Raw genomic sequence first — 17,520 nt, 5'->3', positions numbered from 1 at the left:
GGCGCCGACCGTGTTCGGCGCCGGCGTCGGGCGTTTCCTCGCGCGTCGACTGGCGGACCGGCTCGGCCTCATGTATCGCGACCTCGGGCGTGAATGGTCGGAAGACGAGGGGCTCGCCGCCGCGGCGGCGGATTGCGCGCCGGCCGTCGCAGTCGCCCGGCTGCTCGCCGCACGATGACGGGCTTCATCCACGCGTCTGATCCGGGCTGGAAACCGCCTGCCCTGCTGCGAGTTCGAGAGACATGAACGATCGGATCTTCCTGAGGGGCATTCCCGTCCACGCCCGACATGGCGTGTTCGAGGAAGAGCGCCGGCTCGGCCAGCGTTTCATCTTCGACATCGACTTCTGGGTCGACGCGCAAGCCTATGCGCGGGCCGACGACGCGGCGGCCGCGGTGTCGTACGCGGACGTCTATGACGCCGTTGTGCAGGCCGCCGGCGAGCCCAGCCTCAACCTGATCGAGGCGGTCGCCGAGCGGGTCGCCCAGCGGCTGCTCGACAGCTTCGCGCCGATCAAGCGGGTCCGCGTCGAAGTCCACAAGCCGAGCGCGCCCATCGTGGGCGTCTTCGGGGATGTCGGCGTGGAGATCTTCCGCGACCGCGACGGCGCCGGACGCTGAGCGCATGACGGAGATCGGGCTCGGCTTCGGCAGCAATGTCGGCGACAAGGTCGCGAACCTTCATCGCGCCATGGAGCGCGTGTTCGCCACAGGCGAGATTCGCTTCCTGGCCGCGTCCTCCGTGTGGCGCACCGCGCCCTGGGGCTATGTCGATCAGGACTGGTTCGCGAACGCCTGCGCGGTCGGCGAGACCGACATGTCGCCCGAGGAGGCCCTCGGCTTCACGCAGTCCGTCGAGGAGGAACTCGGTCGAGAAAAGACCTTCCGCTGGGGACCGCGGGTGATCGACGTCGACATCCTCTATCTCGGCGACGCGAAGGTGGCGTCGGCCCGGCTGATCGTTCCCCACAAGGAGATGTTCAACCGCGCTTTCGTGCTGGCGCCGCTGGCCGAGATCAGGCCTGAGCTCGTGCTGGACGGGAAATCGATCCGGGACGCCGCCATCGCTGCGGGTTCGGCCGGCCTGTCCCGGCTCGCGCCCCCGTGGCGGCCGCTGCCGAAGGACTAGAGGTCTTCCGTCCGGCGCGCACCGGGCGCCTCGGCGCACGCCTCCTCGATCGCCCGCACGATTTCGAAATGCGAAAACGGCTTGGAGATGAACGCGAGATGCGTCAGGTCCGCCGGCGTGTCGGCGCGCGTCGAGCCTGAAACGAAGATGACCCTGGCGCCTGCGCGATCGAGGTCGGACGCGAGTTCGTAGGTCTTGCCGTCAGCGACGTCGATGTCGAGGAGGGCGAGGTCGACGGTCCCACGGGCGACGTCCCGACCCTCGCGTATGGTGGCGGCGAGCGTCACGGTCGCGCTTGGCAGACGCGCGCGAACGATCGCCTCGACCTCGAGGCCAACGATCGCCTGATCCTCGAGAATAAGCACCCGCATCGCACGCTACGCTCCTGCCGCCTCGGACGGCCGCGCCGCAGGAAGTCCGCTGGCCGCCACTCAAGACGTTGAGGCGGCGGGGATCGTTCCGTCCGTGGGGGAAATCTGCGGCAGGAACTCGGCGCCCCGCTCGCTCAGGAAGGCGGCCATCGCGGCCGCAGGCGGAGTGAGCCTCCGCCCGGCCCGCCGCACGACGTGCCACCGGCGCAGGATGGGGAGCCCGGTCACGTCGAGCTGGACCAGCCGCCCATCCGCGATCTCGGCCGCGACGGTGTGCGCCGAGATGAAGGCCAGGCCCAGGCCGCCGATCACCGCCTGCTTGATCGTTTCGTTCGAACCGATCTCCATGCCGATCTTCGGCGTCACTCCCTCCTGTTCGAACAGCCGCTCCATGACCAGCCGGGTGCCGGACCCGCGCTCGCGCATCAGGAACGTCTGGCCGCTGAGGTCCGAGGGAGCTATGTCCCGACGGGAAGCGAGTTCATGGTCCGGCGCGGCGATGATGATCTGGGGGTGTTCGCCGATGATCGCGGCCACGTTGTCCAGATCCTCGGGCGGGCGTCCCATGATCGCCACGTCCACCTGGTCGGAGCGGAGCAGCCCGATGACTTCGGCGCGGTTGCCGACCGACAGGCTGAGATCGATGCCCGGGTGGGCCCGCGCGAAGGCGCCGAGCGCCATCGGGGCGAAATATTTTGCTGTGGAGACGATCGCGACGGAAACACGGCCGCCCTCCAGTCCCTTCATCGCCTCGAGAGCGCCGACGCATTCCCGCAGCGCCGTCTCGATGCGCGCCGCCGCCTCCACTAGTTCGCGCCCGGCGTCGGTCGGGCGAAACCGCTCGCCTGTCCGGTCGATCAGGGGGAGGCCGACCGCCGCCTCCAGCAGCTGGACTTGCATGGTGACGGCAGGAGGCGTGACGTTCAGGCGCCGCGCAGCCGCGCTCACCGCCCCTGTTTCGGCGACCGCCGAGAGGGCACGCAGTTGCTTCAGTGTGAGCGAACGAACAAGGTCTTCAGACATGCTGAAATTGGCGTTTAGTTTATGTGGCTTTTCTGATCAACGTCGATAGACGGGCTGTGGCCCCCAACCGCATGCAGGCGGCCCCGCGCCGGCAGACAACCGAAGTGCACGACGCGTCTGACGCGTGAGGAGATTCCCGTGGCCGAGCATATGACCCTCGACGCCTTTCTCGATCAGTGGAGCGCTGGCGACGCGGTGCGCGGCGCGACCGCCGCGACCGTGCGGGCCTTGTGCGACGCCGGCCGCACGATCGCGGCGCTGGTGGCCCGCGGCGCGCTTGAGGAGGCCATGGGCTCGGCAGTCGGCGAGAACGCCGGAGGCGACACCCAGAAGGCGCTCGACGTCAGGACGCACGACATCCTGGTCGAGGCGCTGCGGCGGGCGCCGGTCTCGCGACTCGGCTCGGAAGAGGCGGAGGACGTGATCGTCCTTGACCCGGCCGCTCCTGTGGCGGTGGCGGCGGACCCGCTGGACGGCTCCTCCAACATCGAGACCAACGTCTCGATCGGCACGCTCTTCGGGATCCTCCCCGAGGCCGGAGAGGGCACGTTCCTGCAGCCCGGCTCGCGCCAGCTCGCCGCCGGCTTCATCGTCTATGGCCCGGCGACCGCCCTGGTCCTGACGGTCGGAACCGGAACGCACATCTTCATGATGGACGGCGTCGGCGGGCCTTTCGTGCGCACCAGCGCGGACGTGCAGATCCCGAAGACGACCAAGGAATACGCCATCAACGCGTCGAACGCCCGGCACTGGGCGGAGCCGATGCGCGCCTACATCGCGGACTGCCTCGCCGGCGCGGACGGGCCGCGCGAGAAGAACTTCAACATGCGCTGGGTCGGCTCGCTGGTCGCGGACGTTTTCCGTATCCTGGTGCGCGGCGGCGTCTATCTGTATCCGGGCGACGCGCGCGAAGGATACGGCTCCGGCCGGCTCCGGCTCGTGTACGAGTGCAACCCCATCGCGATGGTGTGCGAGCAGGCGGGCGGCGCCGCGACCGACGGCAAGACGCGCATCCTGGATATCGTGCCTTCCAAGCTGCACGCGCGCGCGCCGCTGGTCGCCGGATCGGCCGAGGAGGTCGAGCGGATCGGCCGGTACTACGGCGACGAGACCCGGCAGTCTTCGCCGCTCTTCGCGAAGCGCGGACTGTTCCTCTCCTGATCCGCCGCGGCATGTCGATCCGTCATCCGATCATCTCGGTCACAGGCTCCTCCGGCTCCGGCACCACCTCGGTGCGCGACACCTTCGAGCAGATATTCCGCCGCGAGCACATCGTGGCGGCGTTCGTGGATGGCGACGCCTTCCATCGCTATGACCGCGACGGCATGCGCCAGAAGGCGACGGAGGAGGAGGCGCGCGGCAACCACCACTTCAGCCATTTCGGGCATGACGCGAACATGCTCGAGGAGCTCGAGGAGGTGTTCGCGTCCTACGGCGCAAGCGGCGCCGGACGCACGCGCCGGTATGTCCACGACCTCGAAGCCGCGCAGCGGCTCGGGCTGCCGATGGGCACGTTCACCGACTGGACCGACCTGCCGCAGCCGACCGACCTGATGTTCTACGAAGGGCTGCACGGCGCGATCGTCGGAGACGGCGTCGACATCGCCCGATACGCCGACCTGAAGATCGGCGTGGTTCCGGTCATCAACCTCGAGTGGATCCAGAAGATTCACCGCGACCGAAACGACCGCGGCTACTCGACCGAGGACGTCACCCAGACCATCCTGCGCCGGATGCCGGACTACGTCCGCTACATCTGCCCCCAGTTCACCCGCACCGACATCAACTTCCAGCGCATACCGACCGTCGACACCTCAAACCCCTTCATCGCGCGCTCGATTCCGACGGCGGACGAGTCGATGGTGGTGATCCGTTTCCGCGATCCGCGCGGAATAGATTTCCCTTACCTGCTCTCGATGCTCCCGCAGAGCTTCATGTCCCGCGCGAACTCGATCGTCATTCCGGGCGGGAAGCTCGATCTCGCGATGCAGCTGATCCTCACGCCGATGATCATGCAGCTTGTCGAGCGCAAGCGGCGCGCCGGGTAAGGCTGGCCGCGCCCCTGTACTGGCAGGCGCAATCGGTTTAACAGCGTGCCGCACTGCAGCAGCCGGCGAGGCGCCATGTCCGTCATCATCGCTCCGTCCATCCTCTCGGCGGATTTCTCGCGGCTCGGCGAGGAGACCCGGGACGTCGTCGCCGCAGGCGCCGACTGGGTCCATCTCGACGTGATGGACGGCCACTTCGTGCCGAACATCACCTTCGGCCCCGAGGTGGTGAAGCGGCTTCGCCGCTGGACCAACGCGCTGTTCGACTGCCACCTGATGATCGCCCCCGCCGACAGCTATCTTGAGGCCTTCGCGAAGGCGGGCTGCGACCGACTGACGGTGCACGCCGAAGCCGGGCCGCATCTCGACCGGTCGCTTCAGCTCATCCGTTCGCTCGGGAAGAAGGCCGGGGTGGCGCTCAACCCGTCGACCCCGGAGAGCGCCGTCGAGTACGTGCTCGACAAGATCGACCTGGTCATCGTGATGACGGTCAACCCGGGCTTCGGCGGCCAGGCGTTCATCCCGGAGCAGATCGAGAAGGTGCGCAGGCTGCGCCGGATGATCGGGGAGCGCCCGATCTCGATCGAGATCGACGGCGGCGTCACGCCCGAGACGGCGCCGCTTTGCGCGGCCGCCGGAGCCGACGTCTTCGTCGCCGGCAATGCGGTTTTCAAGGACGGGCCGGAGGGCTACCGCAGCAATATCGCGGCGATCCGCGCCGCGGCAGAGACGGCGTTCGCCACCCGGGCTGCCTGATGCCGCTCGAGGCGTTGATCTTCGACGTCGACGGCACCCTCGCCGAGACCGAAGAGACGCACCGACAGGCGCTCAACGCCACTTTCGCCGACTTTGGCCTTCCGTGGAGCTGGGACCAGCCGACCTATCGGCGGCTGCTCCGGATCATGGGCGGCAAGGAGCGGCTACGCCACTTCATCGAACATGACCGGCCGGCGAAGTCCGAGGCGGCGCTCGCGGCGCTGCCCGAGCTCCACGCCGCCAAGAACGAGCGCTACGCCGCCCTCGTGGCGGCGGGCGACGTCAGGCTGCGCCCGGGGGTGGAGCGGCTTATCCGCGAGGCCCGGGCCGAGGGCCTGAGGCTCGCGATCGCCACGACCACGAGCCTCGCGAACGTGGAGGCTCTGCTGGCGGCGACGCTCGGGCCCGACGCGCGGCGCATGTTCGAGGCGGTGGCGGCCGGCGACGAGGTCGCGACCAAGAAGCCGGCGCCTGACGTCTTCGACCTCGCGGTGCGGCTGCTGGGCGTCGATCCCTCCCGGGCGATTGCCTTCGAGGACACGGTCTACGGCCTGCGCGCGGCCACCGCGGCGGGCCTGCGCAGCGTGGTGACGCCGAGCTTCTACACCGACGATCAGGACTTCTCGGGCGCCGCGGCGGTCTTCGACATGCTGGGCGATCCGGGGCGTCCCGCGCGCCATCTCGCCGGCGCCGGCGCCGGCGTGACCATGGTCACGGTTCCGTTCCTGCGCACGCTTTCGCCTTGACCGCGGGGACGCCGCGAAGGGACTTGGCGTCGGCTGCGTACAAGGCAGGAAAGTCACCCCGCGATGTCGCTTCCCGGCAACGGCGCAGGGAGGTCGACCATGTCAGTTTCTGTAATTGCGCGTTCACCACGAGGCGACGAGTTTGCGGGGGCTAAAATCTGGATCGCGTATCGCGATCGTGGTCGCCGCATCGCTCGGCCTCAGCGCCTGCGCGAACGGCTGGGCGCGTCCTCCGCTCGGCGTCAGCTCGCCGAGCCGGTGGGAGGACGCCCGGGCCAGTCAGCCGGTGTGGCCGCAGAGGGACTGGTGGCGCGCGTTCGGCTCGAACGAACTGTCGACGCTGATCGCCGAGGCGGAGCGCTCCAACCAGGACATCGGCGCCGCCAAGGCGCGGATCGAGCAGGCCGACGCGCAGGTGCGCATCAATGGCGCAGCGCTCATCCCGCTGGTCCAGGGATCCGGCGACGCGACCGCGCAGAAGTCGCCCGGAACGCCGGTCGTGGGCGGTTTCCAGGCGGCGCTTTCGGCCAGCTACGAGCTCGACTTCTGGGGCAAGAGCCGCGCGACGCTGCGCTCCGCCCAGGCTTCGGCTCTGTCCGCCCGCTATGCCGAGGAGGTCGTGGCGCTGGGTGTGGTGGCGAGCGTGGCGAACACCTATTTCGCGCTCATGTCGGCGCAGGAGCGGCTCGCAATCGCCCATAGCAACGTAAAAAGCGCGCAAACCATCCTGGACGCCATCCAGGGGCGGCTGGATGTCGGCACCGCCAACGCGCTCGATCGGGCGCAACAGCGCGCGGTGCTGGACCAGCAGCGCGCCACGATTCCGCCGATCGAGCAGGAGATCCGGACCAACCAGACGGCGCTCGCGCTGCTGCTGGGCCGACCGCCGGTGCTGCTGCCGGTCAAGGGCGGCCAGCTGGCCAGGCTGAAATCGCCGCGCGTCGCGCCGGGGCTTCCGTCCGAGCTCCTGTTGCGGCGCCCTGACGTCCGGGAGGCCGAGGCGAACCTGGCCGCGACCGACGCCAACGTCACCGCCGCGCGGGCGGCCTTCCTGCCGTCGATCGACCTCACCGCTCAGGGCGGCTTCGAGAGCGCCGCGCTCCGCAGCCTGTTCAGCTCGCAGTCCGCGTTCTATTCGCTCGCCGCCGGGCTGACCCAGCCGATCCTGGACCCGACGCTGCCGGGCGATCTCGACCTCGCGAAAGGACAGTACCGCGAGAACCTCTACGCCTACCGCAAGGCTGCGATCCAGGCGTTCGTCGACGTCGAGAACGCGCTGATCACGATGCGCAAGAGCGCCGAGCAGCAGCGGCTGCAGGAGGCTGCGGTGAAGAGCGCGCGCGAAGCCTACGACATCGCGCAGGTGCAGATGCGGGAAGGCACCGTCGACATCGTGACGGTGCTCAACACGCAGCAGACCTTGTTCTCGGCCCAGCAGAACCTCGCCGAGGCGCGGCTCGCCCGTTACCAGTCGATCGTCCAGATGTTCCAGGCGCTCGGGGGAGGATGGGCGGCGTCCGGACAGCGGCCCGGGGGCGCTCCGTTGCCCGAAACGGCGCTGATGAGATGAAGCGGCTGATCATCCTGCTCCTGGTGGTCGCCGCGGGGGTCGCCGCGTGGCGCTTCTGGCCGCCGCCGTTCTGGCCGCCGTCCTTCCTGTCCGCATCCGACGACGGCGCGCCGTCGCAGCGCCAGCAGCCCCGCCGCGCCGGCCGCAGAGGCGGCATGTCGGATCAGCCTGTGCCGGTCATCGCGTCCGCCGCGGTGCGCCAGGACGTCCCGGTCTTCCTGGAGGGCGTCGGGACCTTCCAGGCGCTCAACACGGTGACGGTGAAGCCTCAGGTCGAGGGGACCCTCGTCGAGGTCGCCTTCCGCGAGGGGCAGGACGTCAAGGCCGGCGACGTCCTCGCTCGCATCGACCCCGCCACCTATCAGGCGCAGTACGACCAGGCCGTCGCCCAGAAGGCGCAGTTCGAGGCGCAGCTCGCCAACGCCCGGACCGACCTCGAGCGCTACCAGCGGCTCGCGAGGAACGACTACGGCTCGCAGCAGCAGGCCGAGACGCAGAAGGCCACCGTCAGCCAGCTCGAGGCTCAGGTCCGCTATTACGGAGCCCTGATCGAACAGGCGAAGACGACCCTCGACCGCACGATCGTCCGCGCCCCGATCAGCGGACGAACCGGCGTGCGCGGCGTCGATCAGGGCAACTACGTCACGGTTGGCGACGCGACCGGCATCGTGACGATCACGCAGCTTCAGCCGATCGCCGCTCTGTTCACGCTGCCCCAGCAGAACATCGCAGCGGTGAACAAGGCGATGGCCCGCGGGCCGGTCACGGTCGAAGCTCTGGCGGCCGACGGCGAGACCACGCTGGATCGCGGGACGCTGGACGTCATCGACAATCAGGTCGATCAGGCGACCGGGACCGTGAAGCTCAAGGCCACGTTCCCGAACGCCGAGCTATCGCTGTGGCCGGGCCAGTTCACCAATGTCAGGATCGCGGTCGACACGCTCCGCGATGTCGTGACCGTTCCGGGAGCCGCCGTTCAGCAGGGGCCCGACGGACCCTTCGTCTATGTGGTGAAGGATGACGGCACGGTCGCGCAACGCCCGGTCGGCGTCACCCGCCAGGACGCCGATCTCGCCGTGATCGCCTCCGGGCTGGAGGCCGGCGACAAGGTGATCACGACCGGCTTCACACGTCTCAGGGACGGCCAGAAGGTCGAGGTCGGAAGTTCCGACGGCGCCCAGCCTGATGACGCACGGTCCTCCGACTCACGCCCCGCCGGCCCACGTCGTGACGGAGCGCCGGACCGCCGCGCCGAGGGCGACGCCGCGCCGGGGAAGTGACGGCGCGATGAACATATCCGCTCCCTTCATCGCGCGCCCCGTAGCGACCACCCTGCTCGCCTTCGCGGCGCTGCTCGCGGGCGTGCTCGGTTACCTGCAGCTGCCTGTCTCGTCGCTGCCGCAGGTCGACTTCCCGACGATCCAGGTGACCACCCGGCTGCCGGGCGCAAACCCGCAGACGATGGCCTCGCTAGTCACGGCGCCACTGGAGCGGCAGCTCGGGCAGATCCCGTCGCTCGACGCGATGACCTCCACGAGTTCCTTCGGGCTCAGCCGGATCACGCTCCGGTTCGACCTCGACCGCGATGTTGACGGCGCCGCGCAGGACGTTCAGGCCGCGATCAACGCCGCCAACTCCACGCTTCCGAAGAACCTGCCCTACCCGCCGGTGTTCTCGAAGGTGAACCCGGCGAACACGCCGGTGCTGACGGTCGCCCTCACCTCCGACACGATTCCGATCCGCGACGTTTCGGATCTCGCCGACACGCTGGTCGCGCAGCGCCTTGCGGAGGTCGCAGGGGTGGGCCGCGTTAGCGTCGGCGGCGGCGTGAAGCCTGCGGTCCGCGTGCAGGCCGACGTCCGTCGGCTCGCCGCCTACGGGCTGAGCCTCGAGACGCTGCGGACCGCGATCGCGGGCGCCAGCGTTGCGGGTCCGAAGGGCTCGATCGACGGCCAGCGACAGTCCTTCACGATCTCGGCCAACGACCAGATCAGCACGGCGCAAGCCTATTCGGACGTCGTGGTCGCGATCAGCAACGGCGTTCCGGTCAAGCTGCGCGACGTGGCGGACGTCGTCGACGGGCTCGAGGACAATCAGGTCGCAGCGAGCTTCCAAGGCCGGCCGGCGATCGTCATCGACGTGCTGCGCCAGCCCGGCGCCAACACGGTCGCCACCGTCGACGCGCTTCTCCGGCAGCTGCCGGAGATCCAGCGCGCGATGCCGGCCGGCGTGCGGCTCGCGGTGGTGGACGATCGCACGGACGCCATCAAGGCCTCGCTGCACGAGGTGCAGTTCACGCTCGCGCTCTCCGTCGGGCTGGTGGTGCTAGTCGTTCTGCTGTTCCTGCGGACGTTCCGGGCGACGCTGATCGCCGGCGTCGCGCTGCCGCTGTCGCTGATCGCGACTTTCGCCGTGATGTGGGCCTTCGGCTACAGCGTCGACAACCTGTCCCTGATGGCGCTGGTGGTCGGCGCGGGGTTCATCGTCGACGACGCGATCGTCATGATCGAGAACATTTCGCGCCACATCGAAGAGGGGTCTCCGCCGCTCAAGGCGGCTTATGACGGCGCCCGCGAGATCGGCTTCACGATCGTCTCGCTGACGGCGTCCCTCGTCGCGGTGTTCATCCCGCTGCTCTTCATGAGCGGCCTTATCGGGCGCGTGTTCCGGGAGTTCGCGGCGACGCTGACGATCGCCGTCATCGTCTCCATGGTGATCTCGCTCACCCTGACGCCGATGATGTGCGGGCGGCTGCTGCGCGCGCCGAAGGCGTCGAAGTCGGCCCTGGGCGCGGCCGCCGAGCGCGCCACCACGCGCTTCATCGAGGGCTACCGGAAGTCGCTCCGGGTGGTGCTACGCCACCAGACGCTGATGCTACTGCTGACGCTTGCGACCCTCGCGGCGACCGCGTGGCTCTATGTGGTCGCGCCGAAGGGCTTCCTGCCCGAGGAGGATTCGGGCCTGATCACCGCCACCCTCGAGGCGGAGCAGGACGTCTCCTTCCCCGAGCTGCAGCGGCGGGACGCGGCGCTGGTGGCGCTCATCCGGAAGGACCCGGCGGTCCAGAACGTCGTGTCGGTGCTTGGCGTCAGCGACCAGACCGCGACCCCCAACGCCGGCAGGCTCTCGATCGTGCTGAAGCCGCACGCCGTTCGGGACGACCCGGCGCCGGAGGTGATCGCGCGCCTGGAACGGGCGGCCGCCACGATCCCCGGGCTTTCGGTGGTCTTCCAGTCAGTGCAGGATCTGCAGGTCTCCACCCGGTCGTCTCGCGCACGCTACCAGTACACGCTCACCGATCCGGACGCCGCGGAGCTCGCCCGCTCCGCCGCGCTGCTCGTCGAACGGCTCCAGGCCTCCCCGAAGCTGCGCAATGTCGGCTCGGACGCGCGGCCCGGCGGCCTTCAGGCGCGCGTGACCGTCGATCGCACCTCTGCCGGAAGGCTCGGGGTGACGATGCAGTCGATCGCCGACGCGCTCTACGACGCCTATGGCCAGCGCCAGATCTCGACGATCTACGGGCAGGCGAACCAGTACCGCGTGGTGCTCGAGGCGACGCCCGGCCAGGCCAAGGACCCCGGCGCGCTCAGGAGCCTCTATGTACCGTCGTCGGGCGGGCAGCCGGTGCCGCTTTCGGCGATCGCGGAGGTGGTGGTGGAGCCGGTCAACCTGGTCGTCACCAATGAGGAGCAGTTCCCGGCCGTCACGATCTCCTTCGACCTTGCGGGAGACGCTTCTCTGAGCGACGCCGTGGAGATCATCCAGCAGGCGGAGGCGGACATCTCGCTGCCTCCGACCGCAGTCGGAAGCTTCTCGGGCGACGCCGCCGAGTTCGCGCAGTCTCTCGCGGGCCAGCCTTGGCTCGTGCTCGCGGCGGTGGTCGCGATCTACATCGTGCTCGGCGTGCTCTACGAGAGCTTCATCCATCCCCTCACAATCCTGTCCACGCTGCCGTCGGCGGGCGTCGGAGCTCTGATCGCGCTCGAGCTCTTCGGGCTGGAGCTGTCGATCGTCGCGCTGATCGGCGTGATCCTGCTCATGGGCATCGTGAAGAAGAACGCGATCATGATGATCGACTTCGCTCTCGACGCGGAGCGTGAGCGCGGGCTCTCGCCGGAGGAGTCGATCGTCGAGGCGGCTGCGCTGCGGTTCCGCCCCATCATGATGACGACGCTCGCCGCCCTGCTGGGGGCGCTGCCGCTGGCGCTCGCGACAGGGCCCGGGGCCGAGCTCCGGACGCCGCTCGGCGTCACCATCATCGGCGGCCTGCTGCTGAGCCAGTTGCTGACCCTCTACACCACCCCGGTCGTCTATCTGGCCATGGAGCGCCTCCGGCTCGCCATCGTCGGGCGCCCGGCGGAACCCCGCGTGGAGCCGGCCGAATGAACCGCGCGGCCCGGCCCGATCACCCCGATACGGTCGGCTAGATGTCGCTCTCCGCGCCCTTCATCCGCCGACCTGTAGGGACCACGCTCCTGGCGATCGGGCTCATGCTGATCGGCATCGCGGCCTATGCGCGGTTGCCGGTAGCGAGCGTGCCCAACGTCGAGTTCCCGGCGATCTTCGTGCAGGCGAGCCGCCCCGGCGCCGACGCGAGCGTCATGGCGGCGACCGTGGCTGCGCCTCTCGAGCGGGCGCTTGGCGCCATCGCGGGCGTGAGCGAGCTCACCTCGACGTCGGCTCTCGGCTCGACCCGGATCGCGGTGATCTTCGACCTCAACCGCAACATCGACGATGCGGCCCGGGACGTGCAGGCGGCGCTCAACGAGGCTTCGGTCGACCTGCCGTCCGACATGCCGAACCTGCCGACATTTCGGAAGATCAATCCGGCGGCCTCCCCGGTTCTTGTCCTGGCGCTGACCTCCGACGCGCTGCCGACGAGCCGCATCTACGACGCGGCCGACAGCGTTCTGGTGCAGCGCCTGTCCCAGGTGGCCGGCGTCGGCGAGGTGAGCGTCGCGGGCGCCGAGCAGCCGGCCGTGCGGGTCCGGCTCGATCCTGACCGGCTGGCCGCGATGGGGCTCTCGCTGGACGATGTCCGCTCGGCGATCGACAACGCCAACGTCCTCGCGCCGGTCGGCGCCCTCTCGGACGACAAGCGCCAGATGACGATCGCGCTGGATGGCGAGCTCGGCCAGGACCCGGAGCGATACCGCGACATCGTGGTCCGGACCTCGGACGGCGCGACCGTGCGGCTCGGCGACGTCGCCGACGTCGCGGCCGGGACGCGCAACGAGCGCACCGGCGGCTGGTTCAACGGCAAGCCGGCCGTGCTGGTCAACGTCACCAAGCAGCCGGACGCCAACGTCCTCAAGACCGTCGACGGCGTGAAGGCGCTGCTGCCGAACCTGTCGCGCTGGATACCGGCCGCGATCGACGTGACGGTGCTGGTGGACCGGACCACCACCATCCGCGCGAGCGTCGAGGACATGCAGAAGACCCTGCTGCTCTCGATCGCTCTCGTGATGCTGGTGGTGCTGGCGTTCCTGAAGCGTCTCGCCCCGACCTTCGCCGCCGGCGTGACCGTGCCGCTGGCGCTCGCGGGCTCCTTCGCGGGCATGTGGGTGTTCGGCTTCTCGATCGACAACCTGTCGCTGATGGCGCTCGCCGTCGCGGTCGGCTTCGTCGTCGACGACGCCATCGTCATGATCGAGAACGCCTACCGCAATCTCGAGAAGGGCATGTCGCCGTTCGAGGCGGCGCTCGCGGGCGCGCGCGAGATAGCGTTCACCGTCCTGGCGATCTCGATATCGCTCATCGCGGCCTTCATCCCGCTGCTGTTCCTCGGCGGAATCGCGGGCCGGCTGTTCTTCGAATTCTCGATGACGTTGGTGTTCGCCATCGTCGTCTCGACGGTCGTGTCACTCACCGTGACGCCGATGATCTGCGGCCAGTTGCTGCGGCCCGAGCCGGCCGGGCGGCGACGCGGGCTCGTGGATCGCGTCGCAGATGGCTACGCGCGCAGTCTCCGCGTGGCGATGAAGGCGCCTTGGCTGATGGCGTTGCTGATGTTCGGCGCCGTTGCCTGGAGCGTTCACCTCTACGTCGCGATGCCCAAGGGTTTCCTGCCCCAGGACGACACCGGGATCGTGAACGCGTTCACCGAGGCGGCCCCCGACGTCTCCTTCGCCGCCATGTCGGAGCTCCAGAAGAAGGCGGCCGACATCATCGCGGCAGATCCGGCGGTCGAGTCCGTCGCGCCCTCGGTCGGCGGGGGCCGCAGCGTCTCCAACCAGGGACGAATCCAGATCGCGCTGAAGCCCGCGGGCGAACGACCAAGCGCGAACGCCGTGATCGAGCGTCTGCGCAAGCCGCTCTCGGAGATCCCCGGCCTCCGGGTGTTCCTGAGCCTGCAGCAGGATATCCGCGCCGGCGGCCGGCAGGGCCGCTCGCAGTACCAGTTCACGCTGTGGTCCCACGACCTCGATCTGCTGCAGGAGACCGCGCCGCGGGTGGTGGAGAGGCTCCGGCGAATCCCCGGCCTGCGCGACGTCGCGACCGATCGCGAAGCGAACGGCATCGACCTGCGGCTCGACATCGACCGGGACGCGGCGTCCCGGCTGGGGGTTTCGATCGAGGCGATCGACGCGGCGCTGAACACGGCCTTCTCGCAGCGCCAGATCTCGGTGATCTATGGCCGCCGGAACCAGTATCGGGTCGTCATAGAGCTTGCTCCGGACCAGGCGGACGACTCGTCGGACGTGCTCAAGATCCACGTGCCTACAAGCTCAGGCGTCCAGATCCCGCTCTCCACCGTCGCCACCATGACGCGCCGGGTCGCGCCGCTCACGGTGAACCATCAGGGCCAGTACCCCGCGATCACCATCACCTACGACGTGGCGCCGGACGCGTCCGCGGGCGACGCGATGGAGGCCGTGTCCCGCGCGGTCGCCGAGATGCGGCTGCCCGACGGGGTGAACGCCGAGTTCGCCGGGGACGCCGCCCAGTTTGCGGCGTCCGCGTCGAGCCAGCCGCTCACGATCCTGGCCGCGCTGGTGGCGATCTACCTGGTGCTCGGCGTGCTCTATGAGAGCTACGTCCACCCGCTGACGATCCTCTCCACCCTGCCCCCGGCCGGCCTCGGGGCGCTGCTCGCCCTCCAGTTCGTCGGCTACGACCTCACCCTGATCGCGCTGGTCGGCATCATCCTGCTGATCGGGCTGGTGAAGAAGAACGGCATCATGCTGGTCGACTTCGCCCTGACGGCCGAGCGCACGATGGGCCTGTCTCCGCATGACTCGATCGTGGAGGCCGCCCGCGTGCGCTTCCGGCCGATCCTGATGACGACCTTCGCGGCGCTCCTCGGCGCCCTTCCGCTCGCGTTCGGCGAAGGTCCCGGCTCGGAACTCCGGCGACCTCTTGGGATCACGATCGTCGGCGGCCTGATCGTGTCACAGGCCCTGACGCTCTATACGACTCCCGCGATCTACCTGCTGCTCGACCGTCTCAGGCGGCGGAAGAGGACGGCGCCCTCAGAGCTTCAGCCGGCGGAGTGACTCCGTCACGTCCTGACCTTCTTCGTCTCGCCGACCCCGGCGGGGGCTTCCGCATGGCCTCCGAACTGGCGGCGCATAGCGGACAGGATGCGGTCGGCGAACGAGTTGTCGACCCGCGAGCGGAAGCGCGCGAACAGCGCCGTCGCCAGCACGTCCACCGGAACGGCCTCCTCGATCGCCGCCTCGATCGTCCAGCGCCCCTCCCCCGAATCCGCGACGCGACCCGCAAAACCCTCGAGCTTCGGGTCGTCGGCCAGCGCGATCGCGGTGAGATCGAGCAGCCACGAAGACACCACGCTGCCGCGTCGCCAAAGCTCGGCGACGTCCGCGACGTCGATCTGAAAGCGCCGGTCCTCGGGCAACTCGGGGGAGCCCTTGCTCCGCAGGACGTCGAAGCCTTCCGCATAGGCCTGCATCAGGCCGTACTCGATGCCGTTGTGGACCATCTTCACGAAGTGGCCTGCGCCGACCGGCCCGCAGCGCATGTAGCCCTGCTCGACCCTCGGATCCCGCGCCTCGCGGCCCGGCGTCGGCGGAATCTCCCCCCTGCCCGGCGCGAGCGTCGCGAAGATCGGATCGAGCCGTCGCACGACCTCCTCGTCGCCCCCGATCATCAGGCAGTAGCCGCGTTCGCGCCCCCAGATGCCGCCGGACGTGCCCGCGTCGACGAACAGGATCTGCTTTTCGGCCAGCTCGGCCGCCCGCCGGATGTCGTCCTTGTAGAAGGAGTTGCCGCCGTCGATGACGACGTCGCCCGGGGCGAGCGTCTCGCCGAGCGTCGCGATCGCGTCCCCGGTGATCTTGCCCTCGGGCAGCATCACCCAGACCGCCCGCGGCGCCGGCAAGGCCGCCACGAGTTCTTCGATCGAGGCCGCCGGCGTGGCGCCCTCCTTCGCAAGGTCGGCGACGGCCTGCGGATTGACGTCGAACACAGCGCAGCGGTGGCCGCCATCCATCAGGCGCCGGACGATATTCCCGCCCATGCGGCCAAGACCGATCACCCCGATGTCCATGAGATCCTCGCGTCTGGAAGTCGCTGCTGCCGCACGACAGGCATCAGATATCATCCGGGCGTCGGCTGTCGACCTGCAGCGTCGCCACGCCTCAGTTGCATGTCGCGGGCTTTAATCGCGAAGCGTATTGACGCGGCTGCGTGGAACGGGCGTGATCCTAATAAGGCCCTAAGAGGCTGTGTGAGGAGCGTCGAAGAATCATGCGGATCGGCCAGTATCACGCGGCGCTCGGGCGACGCATCCGGCGCCGAAGCCCCCGGCCCTCATGAACATTCAGGAGAAAGCCGCCCCGGCCGTCGGAGATTCGGCTGACGCGGAGCTGCGGGAGCGGGTCGGCGCGCTCCGGAGCGGACTGGAAGACGGCCTGATCGGCGTCTCGGGGTTAATCGAGCGGCTTCTGATCGGCCTCCTGACCGGCGGGCATGTCCTCGTGGAAGGCGCCCCTGGGCTCGCCAAGACCCGCGCCGTGAAGCGTCTCTCCTCCGGGCTCGAGGCCTCGTTCGCCCGCATCCAGTGCACGCCCGACCTGATGCCGGCGGACCTGACGGGAACCACCGTCTGGCGCCCCGACCAGGGGCGTTTCGAGTTCCTGCAGGGACCCATCTTCCATTCGCTGGTGCTGGTGGACGAGATCAACCGGGCGCCTCCGAAGGTGCAGTCCGCGTTGCTCGAGGCGATGGCCGAACGGCAGGTGACCGCGGGCTCGAACACCTACTCGCTGCCGGACCCGTTCATGGTGGTGGCCACCCAGAACCCGATCGAGCACGAAGGAACGTTCCCGCTGCCGGAAGCGCAGCTCGACCGCTTCCTGCTGCACGTCGTCGTCGACCTGCCGGACGCGGCGTCGGAACGTCTGATCCTCGACCTGGTGGAGCGCGAGGCGACAGGGCATGAGCAGCCGCTCGGCGTCCGCCTGACGGCCGACGAGGTCCGACGCGCGCGGCGCGACGTCGCCAACATCCACCTCGCGCCGGCGATCAAGGACTATATCGTCCGCATCGTGGCCGCGACGCGCGAGCCCGACACCGTCCCGGAGGTCAGGCGAGCGATCGAATACCCGGTGTCGCCGCGGGGCACGCTCTCGCTCGCAGCGGCGTCCAAGGCCCGCGCCTATCTCGACGGCCGGGACCACGTCACGCCGGACGACGTCGCCGGACTGGCGGAAGACACTCTCGCCCACCGCCTGGTGCTGACCTGGCGGGCCGCTGCGGACGGTCGGACGGCGCGCGACTTGGTCTCGCCGCTGCTCGACCAGGTGCGGCCGCTCTAGGAGCCGCGGTGGAGGGCGTTCCGGTTCCGGGGGTCGACGTCGACGCCGCCGCGCTGCTGGGGCTGCGCCACCTCGCGCGCGGCGCGCCGGCGTCTTCGT

14 protein-coding genes are annotated in these 17,520 nt (G+C 69.3%); 11 read left to right on the top strand and 3 right to left on the bottom strand.

What is annotated here, in order from left to right; all coding sequences use genetic code 11:
- Positions 1–242 precede the first annotated feature (242 nt).
- On the top strand, positions 243–620 hold the full coding sequence (gene folB / locus ACIKT0_RS04520) for a dihydroneopterin aldolase (protein WP_407104193.1): 378 nt from the start codon (positions 243–245) through the stop codon (positions 618–620).
- A 4-nt stretch (positions 621–624) separates the two neighbouring features.
- Positions 625–1,128, top strand: coding sequence for a 2-amino-4-hydroxy-6-hydroxymethyldihydropteridine diphosphokinase (gene folK, locus ACIKT0_RS04515; RefSeq protein WP_407104192.1), 504 nt, complete (start codon positions 625–627; stop codon positions 1,126–1,128).
- Here folK and ACIKT0_RS04510 read toward each other — a convergent pair.
- The gene (locus ACIKT0_RS04510) at positions 1,125–1,499 is read right to left on the bottom strand and encodes a response regulator (protein ID WP_407104191.1); all 375 of its coding nucleotides are present in this window, start codon (positions 1,497–1,499) and stop codon (positions 1,125–1,127) included. The genes folK and ACIKT0_RS04510 overlap by 4 nt on opposite strands.
- Positions 1,500–1,559: 60 nt before the next feature.
- Positions 1,560–2,522: a LysR family transcriptional regulator gene (locus tag ACIKT0_RS04505; RefSeq protein WP_407104190.1), complete on the bottom strand. Its 963-nt coding sequence runs from the start codon at positions 2,520–2,522 to the stop codon at positions 1,560–1,562.
- Positions 2,523–2,660: 138 nt separating this feature from the next.
- Here ACIKT0_RS04505 and ACIKT0_RS04500 point away from each other — a divergent pair, with 138 nt between their 5' ends.
- The 8 genes from ACIKT0_RS04500 (at position 2,661) to ACIKT0_RS04465 (ending at position 15,138) form a co-directional block, all read left to right on the top strand.
- Positions 2,661–3,683 (top strand): class 1 fructose-bisphosphatase, encoded by a 1,023-nt coding sequence (locus ACIKT0_RS04500; RefSeq protein ID WP_407104189.1) that lies wholly within the window; start codon positions 2,661–2,663, stop codon positions 3,681–3,683.
- Positions 3,684–3,694: 11 nt separating this feature from the next.
- Positions 3,695–4,570, top strand: a complete 876-nt coding sequence (locus tag ACIKT0_RS04495) for a phosphoribulokinase (RefSeq protein ID WP_407104188.1) — start codon at positions 3,695–3,697, stop codon at positions 4,568–4,570.
- A gap of 75 nt (positions 4,571–4,645) precedes the next feature.
- Complete coding sequence (rpe, locus tag ACIKT0_RS04490) at positions 4,646–5,326, top strand: ribulose-phosphate 3-epimerase (RefSeq protein WP_407104187.1); 681 nt, start codon at positions 4,646–4,648, stop codon at positions 5,324–5,326.
- Positions 5,326–6,072 (top strand): HAD-IA family hydrolase, encoded by a 747-nt coding sequence (locus tag ACIKT0_RS04485; RefSeq protein ID WP_407104186.1) that lies wholly within the window; start codon positions 5,326–5,328, stop codon positions 6,070–6,072. Before rpe ends, ACIKT0_RS04485 begins: the two co-directional genes overlap by 1 nt.
- 178 nt (positions 6,073–6,250) lie before the next feature.
- Entirely contained in the window at positions 6,251–7,642 is a 1,392-nt protein-coding gene (locus ACIKT0_RS04480) for an efflux transporter outer membrane subunit (RefSeq protein WP_407104185.1), read from the top strand.
- A complete protein-coding gene (locus ACIKT0_RS04475) occupies positions 7,639–8,922 on the top strand; it encodes an efflux RND transporter periplasmic adaptor subunit (RefSeq protein WP_407104184.1) in 1,284 nt (427 codons plus the stop codon). The genes ACIKT0_RS04480 and ACIKT0_RS04475 overlap by 4 nt, the downstream gene beginning before the upstream one ends.
- A gap of 7 nt (positions 8,923–8,929) precedes the next feature.
- Positions 8,930–12,028 (top strand): efflux RND transporter permease subunit, encoded by a 3,099-nt coding sequence (locus tag ACIKT0_RS04470; protein ID WP_407104183.1) that lies wholly within the window; start codon positions 8,930–8,932, stop codon positions 12,026–12,028.
- Between the two features lie 41 nt (positions 12,029–12,069).
- A complete protein-coding gene (locus ACIKT0_RS04465; protein ID WP_407104182.1) occupies positions 12,070–15,138 on the top strand; it encodes an efflux RND transporter permease subunit in 3,069 nt (1,022 codons plus the stop codon).
- 5 nt (positions 15,139–15,143) lie between these two features.
- Here the strand turns inward: ACIKT0_RS04465 and gnd are convergent, their stop codons facing one another.
- Positions 15,144–16,151, bottom strand: a complete 1,008-nt coding sequence (gnd, locus tag ACIKT0_RS04460; RefSeq protein WP_407104181.1) for a phosphogluconate dehydrogenase (NAD(+)-dependent, decarboxylating) — start codon at positions 16,149–16,151, stop codon at positions 15,144–15,146.
- A gap of 265 nt (positions 16,152–16,416) precedes the next feature.
- Here gnd and ACIKT0_RS04455 point away from each other — a divergent pair, with 265 nt between their 5' ends.
- Positions 16,417–17,421 carry an AAA family ATPase gene (locus ACIKT0_RS04455; RefSeq protein ID WP_407104180.1) on the top strand — a complete coding sequence of 335 codons (1,005 nt, stop codon included), beginning with the start codon at positions 16,417–16,419 and terminating at the stop codon, positions 17,419–17,421.
- Positions 17,422–17,520: the final 99 nt, after the last annotated feature.

This window comes from Hansschlegelia beijingensis (assembly GCF_045505405.1).
GTDB classification, from domain to species: Bacteria; Pseudomonadota; Alphaproteobacteria; order Rhizobiales; family Methylopilaceae; genus Methylopila; species Methylopila beijingensis_A.
This window is presented reverse-complemented; position numbering and strand designations above follow the sequence as displayed.